Raw genomic sequence first — 16,629 nt, 5'->3', positions numbered from 1 at the left:
GGAAGCGCAATCGCCCCCGCCCCAAAACCTTAGGCAAACATCGGCCCTTAGGCGAACATTGCCATACCGCCATTCACATGCAGCGTCTGGCCCGTCACATAGCCCGCTTCCTTGGACGCGAGGAAGGCGACCGCCGCACCAATGTCCTCGCCCTCGCCCATGCGCCCCATCGGGATGCGGCTGTTGAGCGCGTCCTTCTGCGCATCGGGCAGCACGTCGGTCATCGCTGTGCGGATGAAGCCAGGGGCCACGCAATTGACCGTCACATTGCGGCTCGCCAGTTCCTGCGCCAGCGATTTGGACGCGCCGACAAGGCCTGCCTTGGCGGCGGCATAGTTGATCTGACCCGGATTGCCCGTCGCGCCCACCACCGAGGTGATGTTGATGATGCGGCCAAAGCGGGCCTTCATCATCGGCTTGGTGGCAGCGCGCATGAGGCGGAACGCGCCTTCAAGGTTGATGCGGATGACCGCATCCCATTCATCATCCTTCATCCGCATGGCCAGATTGTCGCGCGTGATCCCGGCGTTGTTGACCAGAATGTCGAGCTTGCCCAGACCGGCGACAGCGGCGGGGATCAGCCCTTCCACGCTGTCCTTGTCCGACAGATCGGCCACCACACAGATGTGATCGCCGCCAAGCTCGGCCGCAAAGGCTTCCAGCTTGGCCTGATTGCTGCCCGACAACGCCAGACGCGCGCCCTGCCCGGCCAAAGCCTTCGCCACCGAAGAACCGATGCCCCCGCTCGCGCCCGTCACCAGCGCGGTCATACCCGTCAGATCAAACATGGCTCAAATCTCCTTCAGCAGCGCTTCGATGTCGCCCATCGTCACCACGCTGGTAATCTTCACATCCTTGATAGTGCGCCCGATCATCGGGCCAAGCACCTTGCCGCCCAGTTCGACGAATTCACTCACGCCCGCCGCCTGCATGGCGATCACGCTTTCGCGCCAGCGCACCCGGCCGCAGACCTGCTCGACCAGCAGCTTTTGCACCAAGGTCGGATCGGTCACTACATCGGCGGTTACATTGGCGAAGAGCGCAACCGAGAGCGCGCCCGGCGCGGTCTTGGCCAGCGCCTCGGCCATGGCATCGGCAGCAGGCTGCATCAACGGGCAGTGGAAAGGCGCCGACACCGGCAGCGCCACGCCGCGCTTGATGCCATGCTCTTTCACCAGCGCAATGGCGCGCTCAATCGCGCCCTTGTGGCCCGACAGCACGACCTGACCCGGATCATTGTCATTGGCCACGGTGCAGACTTCGCCCTCGGCAGCAGCAGCAGCCAGAGCCGAGGCCTTTTCAATATCCGCGCCCAGCAAAGCCGCCATCGCGCCGACGCCCACCGGCACGGCGGCCTGCATCGATTGCCCGCGCAGCTTCAGCAAGCGCGCAGTATCGGCCAGCGAAAAGGCCCCGGCGGCGCAAAGCGCCGTATATTCGCCAAGCGAATGGCCCGCCACGAAATCGGCTTTGTCAGCCAGACGGATGCCGCCCTCGGCCTCAAGCACGCGCAAGGTGGCAATCGCATTGGCCATGATTGCAGGCTGCGCGTTCTCGGTCAGCGTCAGCGCATCCTCAGGCCCTTCGGCCATGATCGCGGACAGCTTCTGGCCCAGCGCGTCATCGACCTCTTCGAACACTTCGCGGGCAACGGGGCTGGCCGCTGCCAGTTCGACGCCCATACCAACCTTCTGGCTGCCCTGACCCGGAAAAACGAAAGCCCGCATTGCGCGATAATCCCTGATAAATGCAAAGTGGGCGCGGGTTATTGCGGATGGGCGCCAGAAGCAAGACCAAACGGAACGATGCAATTATCGACATCATGGCCGATATCCGCTGCGCCCAGAAAAGGAATGGCATGGCGCGCGCACCAGTCGGCCACGATGTCCTGCGCCTCGGCGCCAAAGGGCCGGTCATTGTCGGGCACATCCGACACCCGCCCCAGCCGGACGCCCGCCACCCCGCCCAGATGGGCCGTCACATGAAACATCAGCCGGTCAATGGCATAGAGATATTCGCTGACCTCCTCGATCATCACCACATGGCCCGCCAACCCCGGCATGATCGGCGTTCCCGCCAGCATCGCCAGCGTGGTCAAGTTGAACGCCACTACAGGATGCTTCTCCCCGGCCAGCGAGGGCTCAAGCCCCTGCTTCTCCCCGGCGAAAAAGCTCAGCGCGCGGCGCAGCGCGGCCTCTCCGCCCATGCGGCGACCATCGGCCACCATCGGCCCATGGCACGCCACTCCCACGCGAGCGCGATAGAGCGCGCCCAGCAGATAGCCCATGTCCGAATAGCCCATATAGCGCTTATGCGCCGCAGGGGCGCTCAATTGCGCCACCGCGCTTTGGGCAATGCGGTTGCTGCCATAGCCGCCGCGCGCGAACCAGACCGCATCAAACCCCGGATCATTCGCGCAATCGAGGAAAGCGGCAAGGCGCGTCGCATCGTCCCCTGCGAAATGGCCCGCCGAGGCGAAACATTGCGGGTGGACATGCACGCTCACACCATAATCGCCCGCGATGGCTTTGACGAGGGCGGCATCCTCGGGCGTGATCGGGCAAGCGGGGGCGCAAATGGCAATTCGGGTCATAGGTCGAGGGCATATACGGTTGCTTCTGTTCGCGCCACATCCTAACCCGCGCGGATGGACAAAGACGCGCTCAATTCGACCCCGTGGTTTTTCTGTGGCATTGGCGGATCGGGCATGTTGCCGCTGGCGCTGATCCTGCGCGGCATGGGGGCACAAGTGGCCGGATCGGACCGCAGCCGCGATTCCGGCCGCACGCCGGAAAAATTCGCATGGCTGGAAAGTCTTGGGTTTGAACTCTTTCCGCAGGATGGCAGCGGAATGCGCGATGGGGCGCAGATCCTTGTGGCCAGCGCGGCGGTGGAAGACAGCGTGCCCGAGGTCTTGCGCGCGCGCGAATTGGGCTGCGCGCGGATGAGCCGGGCCGAGCTGCTGTCCACCCTGTTCAACGCGGCGCCCGCGCGCATCGCCGTCGGCGGCACCAGCGGCAAATCGACCGTGACGGGCATGGCGGGCTGGATCATGACGCAGGCGGGGCGCGACCCCACGATCATGAACGGCGCGGTGATGAAGAATTTCGTCGCCCCCGATGCGCCCTTTGCCAGCGCGCGGGTGGGCGCGGGCGGCGTCTTCGTGTCCGAGGTGGATGAGAGCGATGGTTCGATTGCGCTCTACAATCCCACCGTGGCGGTGCTCAACAATGTCAGCCTCGATCACAAAAGTCTGGAAGAATTGCGCGAGTTGTTTGGCGATTTTCTCCGCCGCGCCGATGTGGCCGCCGTCAATATCGACGATGCGGAGAGCGCCGCGCTGGTCGGGCGGGCGCGGCGAGTGGTGACATTCGGGCTGAACAGCGAGCAGGCTGATATTGGCGTTGTCGCAGGCTCGATTGTGGAAACGCCCACGACGATTGGCGCCACGCTGATCGACCGGCGCGATGGGGCGACCTATGCCTTGGCGCTGTGCGTGCCGGGGCGGCATAATTTGGCCAATGCGCTGGCGGCGCTGGCGGCGACCGATGCGGCAGGCGTGGCGCTGACGCAGGGTGTGGCGGCCATCGAGAGTTTCACCGGCCTTGCACGTCGCTTTGACATTGTCGGCACCAGCGGCAGCGGGATCACCGTGATCGACGATTTCGGCCATAATCCGGACAAGGTGAGCGCCACGCTGCACACGCTCAAAGCCCATCCGGGGCGCATTCTGGCGTTTTTCCAGCCGCATGGCTATGGCCCGCTGCGCCAGATGGGGCATGAACTGGCGCAGACCTTCGCGCGCCTGCTGACGAGTGAGGATCAGGTGATCCTGTGTGATCCGGTCTATTTCGGCGGGACGGTGGACCGCACGCAAGGATCACAGCGGATCGTCGATCTGATCGGGGATCGGGCGCGCTATATTCCCGCGCGCGATGATGTGGCGGCCTATCTGGCGCAGGAGGCCCGCCCCGGCGACCGCATCGTGGTGATGGGTGCGCGCGACGATACGCTGACGCTCTTTGCCAAAAACCTGCTGGAACAGATTGGATAAGACGCAAAAAAGGGGCGCGGGGGGAGAAAACCCGCGCCCCTTCTCGCATCAGACAGGCTTCAGATGACGCGCACCTGCACCAGCGTCTGATTGACCAGTTGATAGGCGATTTCACCAAAGGTGACAGGACCGGCGACACCGCCCACAGTCTTGCCTTCCAGACCGCCGAACAGATAGTTCAGAATGCAATTGCACGACCACATCGCACCGTCATGTTCATGGGCGGCAAATTGTTCGGCAAAGGCCGTCGGGTAATCGGCCACCGGGGCGGCAAAGGCATAGTCGATGCCGGGGAACACCGGGGCATAGAGATCCACCGAGGTTTCGCCCACCGCGCGCAGCGAAGCGTTGATCCGCGCGCCCGAATAATCGCCCACCAGCGGCAATTGCCCGCCTTCGACCCCGCGTTCGCGGATATAATCAGCAAACAGGCGCTTTTGCCCGTTTACGATCACATCGCGTGGCGAGAAGCTGGCTTCTTCAAAGCGCAGCGTGTCCACGCCATCGGCAGAAAAAATGTTCACGATCTCGACGATCGGCATCATGCCTTCAGGCAGATGGATTTGCAGCACGGCCGCGCCATCGCTCTGAGCGCCGCTGCCCGAACCGTCATAGACATAGGCCCCGGCCCCTTCCTCGCCCAGATCAAAGCCCGCGATCCAGCCCACCGTGGGCTTGAGGAAAGCCAGCGGATATTGACCGGCTTCCTTGGCAAAGTGCTGATGGGCCTGCGACTGAAACGGCAGGATGGCCAGCGCAAAGCCATGCTCGGGCGCTTCCTCGGTAATGTCCTGAAGGGCATCGGCGCCGTAATGATGCGAAGTGACCGCGCCCAGACCCGAAAAATCGCTTACGAAAACACGAGTGGCGTCAATCATTTCGCCGCCCTCGGCGGTCAGGAAATAGGGTGTGGTGCCCCCGATCCAGTTGCCTGCGGGCAATTGATCGAGCGCTTCCTTGCGCCCGGCGATGGCCAGCGGCGCCCCGGCGCGGATGAGAGCAATGGCATCGTCCAGCGCGACCAGCGCATTGATGCGCCCGGCCATCGCGCCAGCGAAGTCAGATGGAGCTAAGCTGTGCGATTTCATTGGCCAGTCCTCTTTCCCATTTTACAAAGAAATCATAAACTTCATCAGCCTTCTGCGCAGGCGTGAGCTTGCTCATCTCCAGTCGCTGGCTAAGCATTTGGGCACCCAGATTGGTGGTGCGCAGTTTCTTTAATCCGCCATTGGCCAATTTTTGCCAGCATGGCGCCGATTTGGATGGCAGGGCCATTAGGTTCCCCTTCGCAAGTCTGCACTCTTTGTCGCTGTGCTTGATTAACCCCTGGCTTTTTACATTCGGCTGAAAACGAACTCGGTATTCCATCGTATCTCGACGAGGACGAAAATTCGCCGTTCTGGGCAATAACCCGTAAAACACGCCCCAAAGATATTAAACGCCCTTATTGTAAAGGATTTCCGACCCCGAACACCTTCTCGTTTAAAACGCTCTCCGCTTGGAAAACCATTCGTTTAAAACGATTGACTGCAAGGAAAAGACATGAACGCTTCCCGGTCAAACAATCAGAAGAGCGGAACGGAAACACTCGAATTACGGGTACAGTTTTTTGAAGTTCAGCACGAAGATTATGGTGCCTTTTCGCGTATCGCCAAATCGCTGCGGAAATTCGCTCCTGCGGCTCTGGACCGCTTCTATGGCCGCGTGGCCCGAACCCCCGCCATCGCCAGCTTCTTTCCCACCAGCGCCTCGGCGCGGGGCGCGCGCGACAAGCAATTTGCTCATTGGGTCGATCTGTTCGAAAAGAACAGCGACGGGCTGTCCCAGTCCTATTTCCAGCGCGCCAGCCATATTGGCGATGTCCACGCCCGCATCGGGCTGGAGCCGACATGGTACACCGGCGCCTATGCCACCATCCTTCAGGATGTGATCAAAGGCATGGTTGGCCAATCGCTGGCCGGGCGACTGGGCGGACGGGCGATGGCGCAGGATATTGCCACGCTGGTGAAACTGGCGATCATGGACATGGACATCGCGCTGGGCGCCTATTTCCGCGCCGAGGAAGCCAAGCGCCAGAGCGTGGTCGACAGCCTGTCCCACGCGCTGGAAGCCATGGCCAATGGCGATATGACTCATTCGCTGACCGAGCTGCCGCCCGGATATGCCAAATTACAGGCCGATTTCGAGGCCATGCGCCGCGCGGTCAATTCCGCGCTCAATGGCGTCACGGCGGCGGTCGAAACAATCAGCGCCGGTTCGGCCGAAATCCGCAGCGCATCCGACAATCTTTCCACCCGCACCGAACATCAGGCCGCCACGCTGGAGGAAACCACCGCCGCGATGAACAGCCTGACCCATGGCATCAGCGATGCCGCGCAGGGCGCAAGCCGGGTCGAGGCCAGCGTGTCCGAAGCGCAGGACGAGGCGCAAAAGGGCAGCGAAGTGGTGCGCGAGGCGGTGGAAGCGATGGCCAGCATCGAAAGTTCGGCCCGAGAGATCACCCAGATCATTAACGTCATCGACGGCATCGCGTTTCAAACCAACCTGCTTGCCCTGAACGCAGGCGTCGAGGCCGCGCGCGCAGGCGATGCCGGCAAGGGCTTTGCCGTGGTCGCCAACGAAGTGCGCGCACTGGCCCAGCGCAGCGCCGAAGCGGCCAAGGACATTCGCGGCCTGATCGGCACCAGCGTCGACCAGGTGACGCGCGGCGTCTCGCTGGTCGATCAATCAGGACAGGCCTTTACGCGCATCACCGGCAAAGTGGCCGACATCGCCAGCCTTGCCATCACCATCGCCAGCCTGAGCCGCGAACAGGCGGGCAATCTGGTGCAGATCAACGAATCGGTGGGCGACATCGACCGCAACACCCAGGCCAACGCCGCCATTGCCGAAGAGGCCACTGCCGCCGCGCGCAGCCTCGCCTCGCAGGCGCAGGAACTGGCGCAACTGGTCGCACGTTTCCGCATCGAACGGACGACGGGCGGCAGCCTCACTTCGATGGCCGACCTGTCCCCCGCCCCGATGCCCCTGCCCCGCGCCAAATCGCCACCCAAACTGGTCCCGGTGCCGCGCAGCGAAGGCGCCCTTGCCGTCAAACCCACGCCCGAACCCGCCGCCGAGGCCGACGACTGGGCCGAGTTTTAAGCTCCGCCCCAAACGGGCAAAAAATCATTTCGCGGATCTTAATTTCCCTCTCCAAATCCCGTTTCTATCTGTGCCGAGAGGAAATGCCGGAGCCACGCCATGCTGCTCAATACGATCGACGATACCGTAGTTTACGTCCCCCGCGCCGAACGTATCAGCTTTGACCTGATGGTCCGCTATCGCAGCATCGAGGATCGCGGGCCGACCCTGCTCAGGAACCTGACCTGCGGCGGGGCGCGGGTCGAGGGCATCGCGGGGCTGCGCTGCGGCGACAAGGTGACGCTGTGCCTGCCCTCGCTGGCGCCCAAGGAGGCGACCGTGGTATGGCTGATGGAGCTGAGCGCGGGGCTGGAATTCGACCGGCCGCTCCATCCCGATATTTTCGAGGAACTGGTGCTGCGTCACGCCAGCCAGCGCGAAAGGTCGGAGACCGACCGCCTGACGCAGATCAACAATCGCTATGACCGCGAGGAAGGCGAAGAACTGCCGAATTGATCGAAGGGGGCGCCAGGCCCCCTTTTTCATGTCCGGCGAAACAATGCGGGCAGGCCATGCAGCGCCCCCGCCACGATCATCCCGACCACCAGCCCGGCAATCCCGGCAACCCCCGCCCCGGCAATCCAGCCCGGCGCCGCGCCCGCAGCCGCCTCGACGAAATGCGCAGCGCCATGCTGCCAATGGGCGGGCGCGGCAAGGCCCAGTTGCTCGGCCCCATGCAGCAGAATGCCCCCGCCCACCCAGAGCATCGCCGCCGTGCCGACATTGGCCAGCAGCGTCAGCAAGGGCGGCGTGCCCTGCACCAGAGCGCGCCCGATGGCCCGGCGCAGGCCCGACCCGCCCCGCGCCAGATGAAGGCCGATATCATCCGCCTTCACGATCAGCCCGACGACGCCGTAAACCAGCACCGTGATGCCCACGCCCACGATGCCCAGAATGACCGCCCGTTCAACCAGCGGCTTATCCGCCACCTCGGCCAGAGCGATGGCCATGATTTCGGCCGAGAGGATCAGATCGGTGCGCACCGCGCCCTTGACGCGTGCCGCCTCAAAGGCCGCGCCATCCGTCACCGGCCCCTCCGGCGTCTCGCCATGCGCCTCGCCGCCCAGCTTCTCCAGCAGCTTTTCCGCGCCCTCATAGCACAGGAACAACCCGCCCAGCATCAGCAGCGGCGTGATCGCCCAGGGCAGCAGTGCCGAAAGCGCCAGCGCCAGCGGCAAAAGGATCACCAGTTTGTTGAACAGGCTGCCCCGCGCGATGCGGGCGATGACGGGCAATTCGCGGTCGGGAGTGAAGGATGAAACATAGGCGGGCGTCACCGCCGCATCGTCGATCACCACGCCTGCCGCCTTGCTGCCCGCCTGCGCCACGCCTGCGGCCATATCGTCCAGCGAGGCCGCCGCCGCCTTCGCAATCATCGCCACATCATCGAGCAGCGCGATCAATCCCACCGACATGTCTTAGCAGCCCCCTGCGGACAGGCGGCCCGACCATGCCGCCAGAATCAGAAAAACCCGGTCAGATTGAACGACACATAGCGCGTATCGCCGCGCCGTCCATTGGGCGCGTTTTCCATAAACGACCCACGCGCCAGATAGACGCCATCAAATTCAAAACGAAGCCTTTTCGGCTTTATCCAATAGCGCAGCCGCGTATCGAACTGATGGCCCGCAAAATTGCCCGAACGGCCCGTGACGTCGCGCACGCTGGTGGTCGAGAAACTGTCGTGGCTGTCGGCCAGCCACAGGCCGCGCCAGCCGACAAAGGCGTCCACGCGCGCGCTCGGTGTGACCTCGATACGCAGGCCCGGCGAGGCAATATTGGCCCGGCCAATGGCATTATACAGACCGCTGGGCGCCAGATCGCCGCGGCGGAACCCGAACAGAGTGTCGAAATGGCCATAGGTGCCTGAGGTGCCGTCCCCGCTGGCCCGGTCGAATTCGAACAGCACATGCGGCTTCCATTTGCCCGCCCAGCTATAGCCCAGATGGGCGCGCAGGAAAGTCGCGCTGGCGGTCAGCGTGGCGGCATTGGCGGCGGTGCTGGCGCTGACATGGCCCCATTGATAGATGCCTTCCACGCCACCATCGACATGGCCGGGGCGCGGATCGAAACTGGCGCGCAGGCCCAGATTGTTGAGCAAGCGGTCGCGCGTGGGGTGGCCGGGCGCATCGCGCTCGCCAAAATGGATAAAGCTGATTTCAGACAGGAACGGGCTGCCCTTGGCCTGATGCGCCAGCAAGCCGCCCGACAGCGCGATGTTCACATTTTCCGAATCCAGCGCAAAGCGATTGTCGCGCAAGGAAACGCCATCATCGGGCAGGCGCAGATGCGGCATCAGATAGATCAGCGTGGACGTATAGCCGCCCGGCATTGCCGTGATGGCAATCGCGCCCGTATAGGAATTGGTGGAATTGCGATAATCGTCCGAGGCGATCAGGCGGCCCGAACCGATGCGCGCCATCATGCGCCCGGCCTGAATCGTGGTCTTGGTCCCCTTGCCCAATGTCGAGCCCAGATTGGCCATGATATAGGCCTGCGCGGGCTCCATCACATTGACATCATTGGTGGATAAAGGCGTGCCGGGATTGGCGTTCCATTCGCGGCTGTCATAGATTTCACCGACGAGCTGGATCGGCCCATGTTTCCATTCAGCGCGCAAGGTGGTGCGCAGGCCCGGCAACTGGTCGCTGGCATTGACGCCCGCGCGGGCCTGGCCCTCGATGGCTTCATAACGCGCGCGGATGCTGCCGGAAATCTGCACGCCATCCTCAGCCCGCGCCTCCGCCGACCAGCACAACAGGCCCAATGCGGCCAGAACCGTGTATTTCATTCCCCGAAATCCCCCCAATGGGCGCGTTCTCTAGGGAGGTGATGCTACAATCCAAAGCCCTAAAATGCCGGAGGCAGGCTTCTGCGTAGTTTTATCGGGAGCACTGTTTCAGAATTCGACATCCAGATCCTCGAACTCCTCGGCCTCTGCCAAGGCGGCCTCGCGCCATACGATCATCGGGCCCCATGCTGCGATGGTCTGGCAATAGGCGGCGCTCGGCGCGCTCAGGCCCACCGCATAGGAAAGGAAGCGCGTGGTGACGGGGGCATACATCGCGTCTGCAATCGTGGGCGCGGCGCCGAACAGGAACGGGCCGCCATATTTGCTCAAACATTCCTGCCAGATCACCTCGATCCGCTCGATATCGGGGCGCGCGCCGGAAAAGACCGGGAATTTATTATGGCGCACCTTCAGGTTCATCGGCAGGGCCGAGCGCAGATTGGTAAAGCCGGAATGGATCTCGCCGCTGATGGACCGGCAATGCGCGCGCGCGATCCGGTCGGCGGGCAGCATCTGGGCATCGGGGTAAAGCTCGTTGAGATATTCGGCAATCGCCAGCGTATCCCACACGCTGGCCCCTTCATGCGTCAGGCGCGGCACCAGCACCGATGGGCTGAGCAGCAGCAATTCGGCGCGGTCGGCCGCATCATTCTCCACCCGCTGTTCATCGACCTCCAGCCCCGCCAGTTGGGTCAGCAGCCAGCCGCGCAGCGACCATGCCGAATAGGTTTTGCTGGAAATGGTGAGCGTTGCCTTGGCCATGACTTGCGTCCTCTTCTACACCTGTTTCGCTTTTGCAGCATAAACTCTTGCCAAGCGCAATGACGCAGCGCAGCATCACCCTATTATTTCACTCCGGCATGCAGACGAATCATGCACCGGGCGGAAAGATTGGCGGACCGAATCCATGCTTTATCAGGCCTATCAGACCTATTGCGACATGATGGAGCCATCGCGGCGGATGGCGGCGCTGGCGCTGGAGGCGCGCGACCGGCTCTGGCCATGGGCCGATGTCTGGGGCTGGCCGCGCCGGATGCATGCGCTTTGCGCGACTCACAAGCTTTCGGCCATAACCCACAGCCGCCCTGCCTTTGGCATTACACAGGTGCGCGTGGGCAATGCCAATGTGGCCGTGCGCGAAGAGGTGGCCCTCGAGCGCCCCTTTGGCAATCTGATCCATTTCGCCAAGGACGAGGTGATGACGCCCCAGCCCAAGATGCTGGTGGTGGCGCCCCTATCCGGCCATTACGCCACGCTGCTCGCCCATACGGTCGAGGTCTTGCTGCGCGATCACGATGTCTATCTGACCGACTGGAAGAATGCGCGCGATGTGCCTCTGGCCGAGGGGCGTTTCGGGCTGGAGGATTACACCGATTATCTGATCCATTTCCTGCGCGAACTGGGCCCGCGCAGCCATATGCTGGCCGTGTGCCAGCCCTGCGTTTCGGCGCTGGCCACGGTGGCGGTGATGAGCGCCGAGCGCGATCCGTGCACCCCGCGCAGCCTGACGCTGATGAGCGGACCGGTCGATGTGCGCGAGGCGCCAACGGTGGTCAATGAACTGGCCAATGCCAATACGCTGGACTGGTTCGAGGCCAATCTGATCTCGCGCGTGCCTTCGCGGCATAAGGGCGCGGGGCGGAGGGTCTATCCCGGCTTCCTCCAACTGACCGCCTTTATGTCGATGAACCTTGGCCGCCATTTCGGACAATTTCGCAAGCTCTATCAGGCTCTTGTCGACGAGCGCGAGGCCGAAGCCAAGAAGATCGCCCACTTTTACGAAGAATATATGGCGGTGCTGGACCTGTCGGCGGAATTCTATCTCGAAACCATCGATCAGGTGTTTCAGCAGGCCACGCTGGCGCGGGGAGAAATGATGCACCGGGGCCGCCGCATTGACTGCGCGGCGATCCGACAGACCGCGCTGCTGACCGTCGAGGGCGAGCGCGACGATATTTGCGGCGTGGGCCAGACAGCGGCGGCGCATCAGATGTGCTCTTCGCTGCGCCCCCATCTGCGGCGACATCATTTGCAGCCGGGCGTGGGCCATTACGGCGTGTTTGCCGGTTCGAAATGGGAAAAGCAGGTCTATCCGCAAGTGCGCAATCTAGTGCTGGCGATGAGTTAACCTATCCGCGCTGCGACCATCGGCGCGCTGTTGCCGTGGCGTGGGATCGGGTAAGAGGCACCCATGCTGAAACTGGACAAGGATGGCGCCATCGCGCGCCTGCTGATCGACCGCCCCGAACGCCATAATGCAATGAACCTTGCCATGTGGCAGGCGCTGCCGGATTTGCTGGCGCAGGCGGTGGGCGATGATGATGTGCGCGCGATTGTCCTGACCTCGGCCACGCCGGGCCTGTTCTGCGCGGGGGCCGATATTGGCGAGATGCTGGCTGCGCGCGAGGATCTGGCGCTGCGCGCCGCCACGCAGGGCGCGATAAACGCGGCGCAATCGGCGCTGGCGCAATGCCCCAAGCCGTTGGTCGCGATGATCGATGGCGATGCGATCGGCGGGGGATGCGGGCTGATTTTGGCCTGCCACATACGGGTGGCGACGGCGCGCGCGCGTTTCGGCATTACGCCCGCGCGGCTGGGGCTGGCCTATCCGCTGCATGATACGGGGCTGCTGGTTGATCTGGTCGGGCCGGGTCAGGCGCGGCGCCTGATGCTGACCGGCCAGTTGATCGGGGCCGACGAAGCGCTGCGCATCGGATTGATCGAGGAGATGGCCGAAAGCGCGCATGGGCCATTGCGCGCCATTACCGCCAATTCCGCCTTCACCCATAGCGCAACATTGCATACCATCGCGCGGGTGATCGCCGGGCAAAGGCAGGAGGACGAAGCCTCGCTGGCCCTGTTCGCATCAGCCTTCGACGGGGCGGATTTCGCCGCCCGCGCCGAGGGATTTTTCAAGCGCAAGGGTTAAGGGGCCGAGGGCGCGGATTTTTCATAGCGCGGCCAATGCGTGGTGATTTCCCCCACCACCTTTGACCCGGCCGCATAAAGCGCCTCCAGCGCGGCGGTCATGCCGGAATAGCCGCCATTCTCGCGCGCCATATTTTCCGCAGCGCCCATGCCCGACGGCGGCATGGTGAAATTCGACCCCGCGCGCAGCACCATCATCCGATTGCGATCTGCCCGGCCCACCTTGGTCAGATATTCAAGGCTCTGGATAATCCCCGTCTCCTCCATCGCCGAGGTGACGAAAGTGCCCTTGCCATTGGTCCAGTATTTGACCCAGTCGCGGCCCCACTGGGTCATCTTCTCGCCATGCCAATAGGTCATCGCGGCCAGTTGATCGCCCATCATCACATGGGGCGGCATTTGGGCGGCCGGGAACTCCTTATACAGCTCGCGCTGGGCGGTAATCGAGGCATCGTCGGGCAGTTTGATGTCCTTGGTCAGCCCGTAAGCCCACTGGGCAAGCCCGGCGTTGAGCGCAAACATCTCGCCATTGGACGCCACCGGCGCAGGCCCCGCCAGCGGGTCGCCCTCCACTTTCGTCGAGCCATGGATCGGGAAATAACCATATTTCCAGCCCTTGGGGATTTCACGCGCGTCAATTTCATGCGCCATATCGCCATCGACCAGATAGCGCGCCCAGGCCGCGCTGCCCGCCGAGCCGGCAGCCGGATCAATCCCCGCAATCCCCGCCACCAACCAATAGGCATGGGACAGATCGAGCCGCTGATCCAGCCCCAGCGCCAGCGCGGCGGTGGCCGACTTGATATTGCCCATGCCGGTCACTATGCCCAGAACCTGCGTTTCCGGGTTGTAGTAAAGGTCGTGATAGCCCTGCGGGAAAGGGATCCGCTGCGTCAGCTTGGCCCGTTCTTTCCAGAGCTGGAACTCACCGGGCCGGTCGCCCTCATCCTTGCCGATTTCAAACAGCGTGACCACCACCACCCGTACCGGCAGATGCGCGGCGCAAGGCGCGGCAGGCGCGCATTTGGCAATTCCCGCCAAAGCAGCGCGCGGAGACACGGGAGCCGCCGCCACCGGCCCCGCCAGAGCAGCCGTCAGCGCCAAAAACAAAGCCTTGTAACGGGCCATTACCATATAATCACTTTCCCAAACGGACGGGGCGCCTGAACGCCCCGCCCCATTCATCAGAACTTGTAAACGACCGAACCCTGCACGCTGCGGGGCTTTTCCGGCAGGACGATGGTCGAGCCGAACAATTCGGTGAAATTGGCGCGGAAATAGGTGGCATCCGTCGCATTTTTCACCACCACGCGGAACAGCCATGGCCCGGTCTTGTAGCTGGCCGAGAGGTCGACCAGCGTATAGGCGGGCAGGCGCACCGCCTGCGACTGGCCCGAATAAACCGAATCCACCGCCGTCGCGCTGGCGGCAAAGGCAAGGCCATTGTCAAAGGCATAGGTGGCCGTGGCCGAGAAGGTGTTGGTGGGAATGCCCGCGCGGCGCGACTTTTCCATCGTGTTGGTCAAAACCAGACCGCCCGGCTGACCGCCAAGGAACAGATAGGGATTGGTCACGCCCTTCAGATCCTCGATGCCAAGGAAGCTGAACGTGCTGCCCGCGTTATAGAAGGACAGGTTATACACTTTGGTCTTGGTGTAATTGGCCGAGAGCAGCAGGTGCCGGTCCACCGACCAGCGCACTTCGGCCTCGATGCCACGCGTTTCGACCGATTGATTGACGGTCGAGGACTGGATCGAGAAATCGGTGCGCTTTTGATTATAGGTATCGACCGCGGCATAGAGGCGCCCGCCCAGCCACGAACCCTTGATGCCCAGTTCCCACATCTTGGACGCGGTGGTCCATGCATTGCCGCTGACATTGGCGGCATAGACCTCGGCCCCCTGCCCCGCGATCACCGTCGATTGCTTGGCGATCGTGCCATAGGGCACCAGACCAAGGGGCGCGCGATAATTGGCGCTGGCCGACCAGCTCCACACCCCGTTGGTGGCCTTGGCGCTCAGCGCTGCGGGGTTGGTGATCTTGGTTTGCAGCTTGGAATTGTCGCTGCCGGTCTGGACATGGATGCTGTCATACCGCGCGCCCAAGGTAATATCGAGACCGAACTTGAAATCCAGATCGGTCAGCGCGGCAAAGGCGGCGTCGGTATAATAGCCGCGGAGATAATTGGTGTAATCGCAATTGCACTGGGTCGAAAGAAGGCGGGTGGAATAGGCGTTATAGCCCTGCGTCAGATCGACCCGATGAAAATATTCATAAGTGAAATCATCACCATGCAGAAAGTCGGTATAGCGGATCGAGGGGCTGAGCTGAAGCTGGAACTTGCCCAGATCGTTCTCGACCTTCTTGGTCGCGACGATCTTGTCCTCGATCACATAGGAATTATGGAATTGCGAGAAGCCATAGGCATTCTCGTTGAGATTGTCGTAACCATCATAGAAAAGCTGGTTCTTGATCTCCAGCGTGTCCGAAGCGTCCCAGATCAGATCGGCATAGAGCGTGGTGGCCTTGTTCCACAGCTTGTCATTCGGGCCGGTCAGCACATCCTTGCGCGACAATTTGGCCGTGCCGGTGTTGGTGACGGCCATATAGGGGTTGGTATAGCAGCCATTGGTGATCGAGGAGGCAAACACATTGCCGCCACAGGCAAAGCCGCCAAATTGCGACAGGCCGCCGGGCGAAAGCGCCTCGATCTCACGGGCCGAAATCTTGCCGTCGCCATTGGTGTCCATCGAAAGCGTGGGCTGGCCGGTCAGATAGGTGCCGGTGTTGACCAGATCCTGCGTAAGGCGGTTCCAGCCGCCATTCTGCTGGCCTTTGTAATTGTGATACATGCCGCCAAATTCGAGCCGCAGGTTTGAGGTCAGATCGACATCGAAGCTGGCCTGAAGGATGGTCTGCTTGGTGCCCATGTTGCGGTAATAGGAGCCGCTGTCCTCGACCTCGCCATAGAGGCTGTAGCCGAATTCTTTCGAACCGATCTTGCCCGGCCCGCGGATCGAGGCGGACAGGACATTCTTGCTCCAACTGCCGCCGGTATAGTTCACCTCACCCTCGGCATGGTCAAGAAACTTGCCCTTGCCCGCACGCGCCGATTTGGGCACGAAGTTCATATAGCCGCCGGTCTTGGACGGGCCATAGATGGGCGATGAAGGCCCGCGCACGATGTCGATCCGGTCCGAGGCGCCCAGCGGGGTAGGATAATTGCCCGGATTGTCCAGACGGCGCACGCCGCGAAAATAGACTTCGCCCGGCGTGCCGCGAATATCGAGCGCGCCGCCTACGCCAAAGAACGAATTGGTGAACACGCCCGGCGATTGCGCCATCAGGTCATAGATCTCGGTCGCGCCGAAACGCTCCATCTGCTCCTTGGAAATGGTCGAGGCCGAGCGGGGCGTTTCCACCAGATTCTTGTTGAAGCCAAAGATCGTGCCGACATCCTTCAAAGGCAACGCGCCCAGCGAGCCCTGCACGACAATTTCCTTCTTTTCCGCTGCCGGTTCATCATCGGCCAGAGCAGGCGTTGAAAGCACCGATCCCGTCAACAGCACCGCCGCCAGAGCCACGCGCCGCAGCCGTAATTTCTCCTGATATTTCATTATACATGCCCCCATGTTTGATGGCCGGCCGCGCCCCTGCGCTGCCCGCCCCGTGA

Annotated in this window: 15 protein-coding genes; 5 read left to right on the top strand and 10 right to left on the bottom strand. The window is 62.6% G+C overall.

The genetic code is table 11. The features are described from left to right. Window positions 1-47: 47 nt before the first annotated feature. The 3 genes from fabG to FHW96_RS13875 are packed head-to-tail and all read right to left on the bottom strand — an operon-like array spanning window position 48 to window position 2,593. Window positions 48-788 (bottom strand): 3-oxoacyl-[acyl-carrier-protein] reductase, encoded by a 741-nt coding sequence (gene fabG / locus FHW96_RS13885; protein WP_172341173.1) that lies wholly within the window; start codon window positions 786-788, stop codon window positions 48-50. Between the two features lie 3 nt (window positions 789-791). Beyond that, window positions 792-1,727: an ACP S-malonyltransferase gene (fabD, locus tag FHW96_RS13880; protein WP_172341172.1), complete on the bottom strand. Its 936-nt coding sequence runs from the start codon at window positions 1,725-1,727 to the stop codon at window positions 792-794. Between the two features lie 38 nt (window positions 1,728-1,765). Next, the gene (locus FHW96_RS13875; RefSeq protein WP_172341171.1) at window positions 1,766-2,593 is read right to left on the bottom strand and encodes an LD-carboxypeptidase; all 828 of its coding nucleotides are present in this window, start codon (window positions 2,591-2,593) and stop codon (window positions 1,766-1,768) included. Window positions 2,594-2,647: 54 nt separating this feature from the next. Between FHW96_RS13875 and FHW96_RS13870 the strand changes: the two genes are divergently transcribed. Then, a complete protein-coding gene (locus FHW96_RS13870; RefSeq protein WP_172341170.1) occupies window positions 2,648-4,054 on the top strand; it encodes a glutamate ligase domain-containing protein in 1,407 nt (468 codons plus the stop codon). Between the two features lie 59 nt (window positions 4,055-4,113). Here the strand turns inward: FHW96_RS13870 and FHW96_RS13865 are convergent, their stop codons facing one another. Both FHW96_RS13865 and FHW96_RS13860 read right to left on the bottom strand, forming a co-directional pair. Continuing rightward, complete coding sequence (locus tag FHW96_RS13865) at window positions 4,114-5,142, bottom strand: hypothetical protein (RefSeq protein ID WP_172341169.1); 1,029 nt, start codon at window positions 5,140-5,142, stop codon at window positions 4,114-4,116. Further along, entirely contained in the window at window positions 5,114-5,329 is a 216-nt protein-coding gene (locus FHW96_RS13860; RefSeq protein WP_168603636.1) for a hypothetical protein, read from the bottom strand. Before FHW96_RS13860 ends, FHW96_RS13865 begins: the two co-directional genes overlap by 29 nt. Window positions 5,330-5,596: 267 nt before the next feature. Between FHW96_RS13860 and FHW96_RS13855 the strand changes: the two genes are divergently transcribed. After that, the gene (locus FHW96_RS13855) at window positions 5,597-7,198 is read left to right on the top strand and encodes a globin-coupled sensor protein (RefSeq protein WP_172341168.1); all 1,602 of its coding nucleotides are present in this window, start codon (window positions 5,597-5,599) and stop codon (window positions 7,196-7,198) included. A 99-nt stretch (window positions 7,199-7,297) separates the two neighbouring features. Further along, on the top strand, window positions 7,298-7,693 hold the full coding sequence (locus FHW96_RS13850) for a hypothetical protein (protein WP_172341167.1): 396 nt from the start codon (window positions 7,298-7,300) through the stop codon (window positions 7,691-7,693). Between the two features lie 26 nt (window positions 7,694-7,719). Here FHW96_RS13850 and FHW96_RS13845 read toward each other — a convergent pair whose 3' ends face one another. The 3 genes from FHW96_RS13845 to FHW96_RS13835 form a co-directional block, all read right to left on the bottom strand. Further along, window positions 7,720-8,652: a DUF808 domain-containing protein gene (locus FHW96_RS13845; RefSeq protein WP_172341166.1), complete on the bottom strand. Its 933-nt coding sequence runs from the start codon at window positions 8,650-8,652 to the stop codon at window positions 7,720-7,722. A 47-nt stretch (window positions 8,653-8,699) separates the two neighbouring features. Further along, entirely contained in the window at window positions 8,700-10,028 is a 1,329-nt protein-coding gene (locus FHW96_RS13840) for an alginate export family protein (RefSeq protein WP_216650896.1), read from the bottom strand. Window positions 10,029-10,136: 108 nt separating this feature from the next. Beyond that, complete coding sequence (locus FHW96_RS13835; protein ID WP_172341165.1) at window positions 10,137-10,790, bottom strand: glutathione S-transferase; 654 nt, start codon at window positions 10,788-10,790, stop codon at window positions 10,137-10,139. A gap of 145 nt (window positions 10,791-10,935) precedes the next feature. Between FHW96_RS13835 and FHW96_RS13830 the strand changes: the two genes are divergently transcribed. Both FHW96_RS13830 and FHW96_RS13825 read left to right on the top strand, forming a co-directional pair. After that, a complete protein-coding gene (locus tag FHW96_RS13830) occupies window positions 10,936-12,156 on the top strand; it encodes a polyhydroxyalkanoate depolymerase (protein ID WP_172341164.1) in 1,221 nt (406 codons plus the stop codon). A 63-nt stretch (window positions 12,157-12,219) separates the two neighbouring features. Continuing rightward, a complete protein-coding gene (locus tag FHW96_RS13825; RefSeq protein ID WP_172341163.1) occupies window positions 12,220-12,957 on the top strand; it encodes an enoyl-CoA hydratase/isomerase family protein in 738 nt (245 codons plus the stop codon). Here FHW96_RS13825 and FHW96_RS13820 read toward each other — a convergent pair. Together FHW96_RS13820 and FHW96_RS13815 are read right to left on the bottom strand one after the other, a co-directional pair. Further along, complete coding sequence (locus tag FHW96_RS13820) at window positions 12,954-14,090, bottom strand: purine nucleoside permease (protein WP_172341162.1); 1,137 nt, start codon at window positions 14,088-14,090, stop codon at window positions 12,954-12,956. The two genes, FHW96_RS13825 and FHW96_RS13820, sit on opposite strands and share 4 nt — an antisense overlap. 50 nt (window positions 14,091-14,140) lie before the next feature. Further along, window positions 14,141-16,573: a TonB-dependent siderophore receptor gene (locus FHW96_RS13815; RefSeq protein WP_253950954.1), complete on the bottom strand. Its 2,433-nt coding sequence runs from the start codon at window positions 16,571-16,573 to the stop codon at window positions 14,141-14,143. Between the last annotated feature and the right edge of the window lie 56 nt (window positions 16,574-16,629).

Source organism: Novosphingobium sp. SG751A, assembly GCF_013149295.1.
GTDB lineage: Bacteria > Pseudomonadota > Alphaproteobacteria > Sphingomonadales > Sphingomonadaceae > Novosphingobium.
The sequence above is the reverse complement of the archived record's forward strand: the minus strand, read 5'-3'. Positions and strand labels throughout refer to the sequence as shown.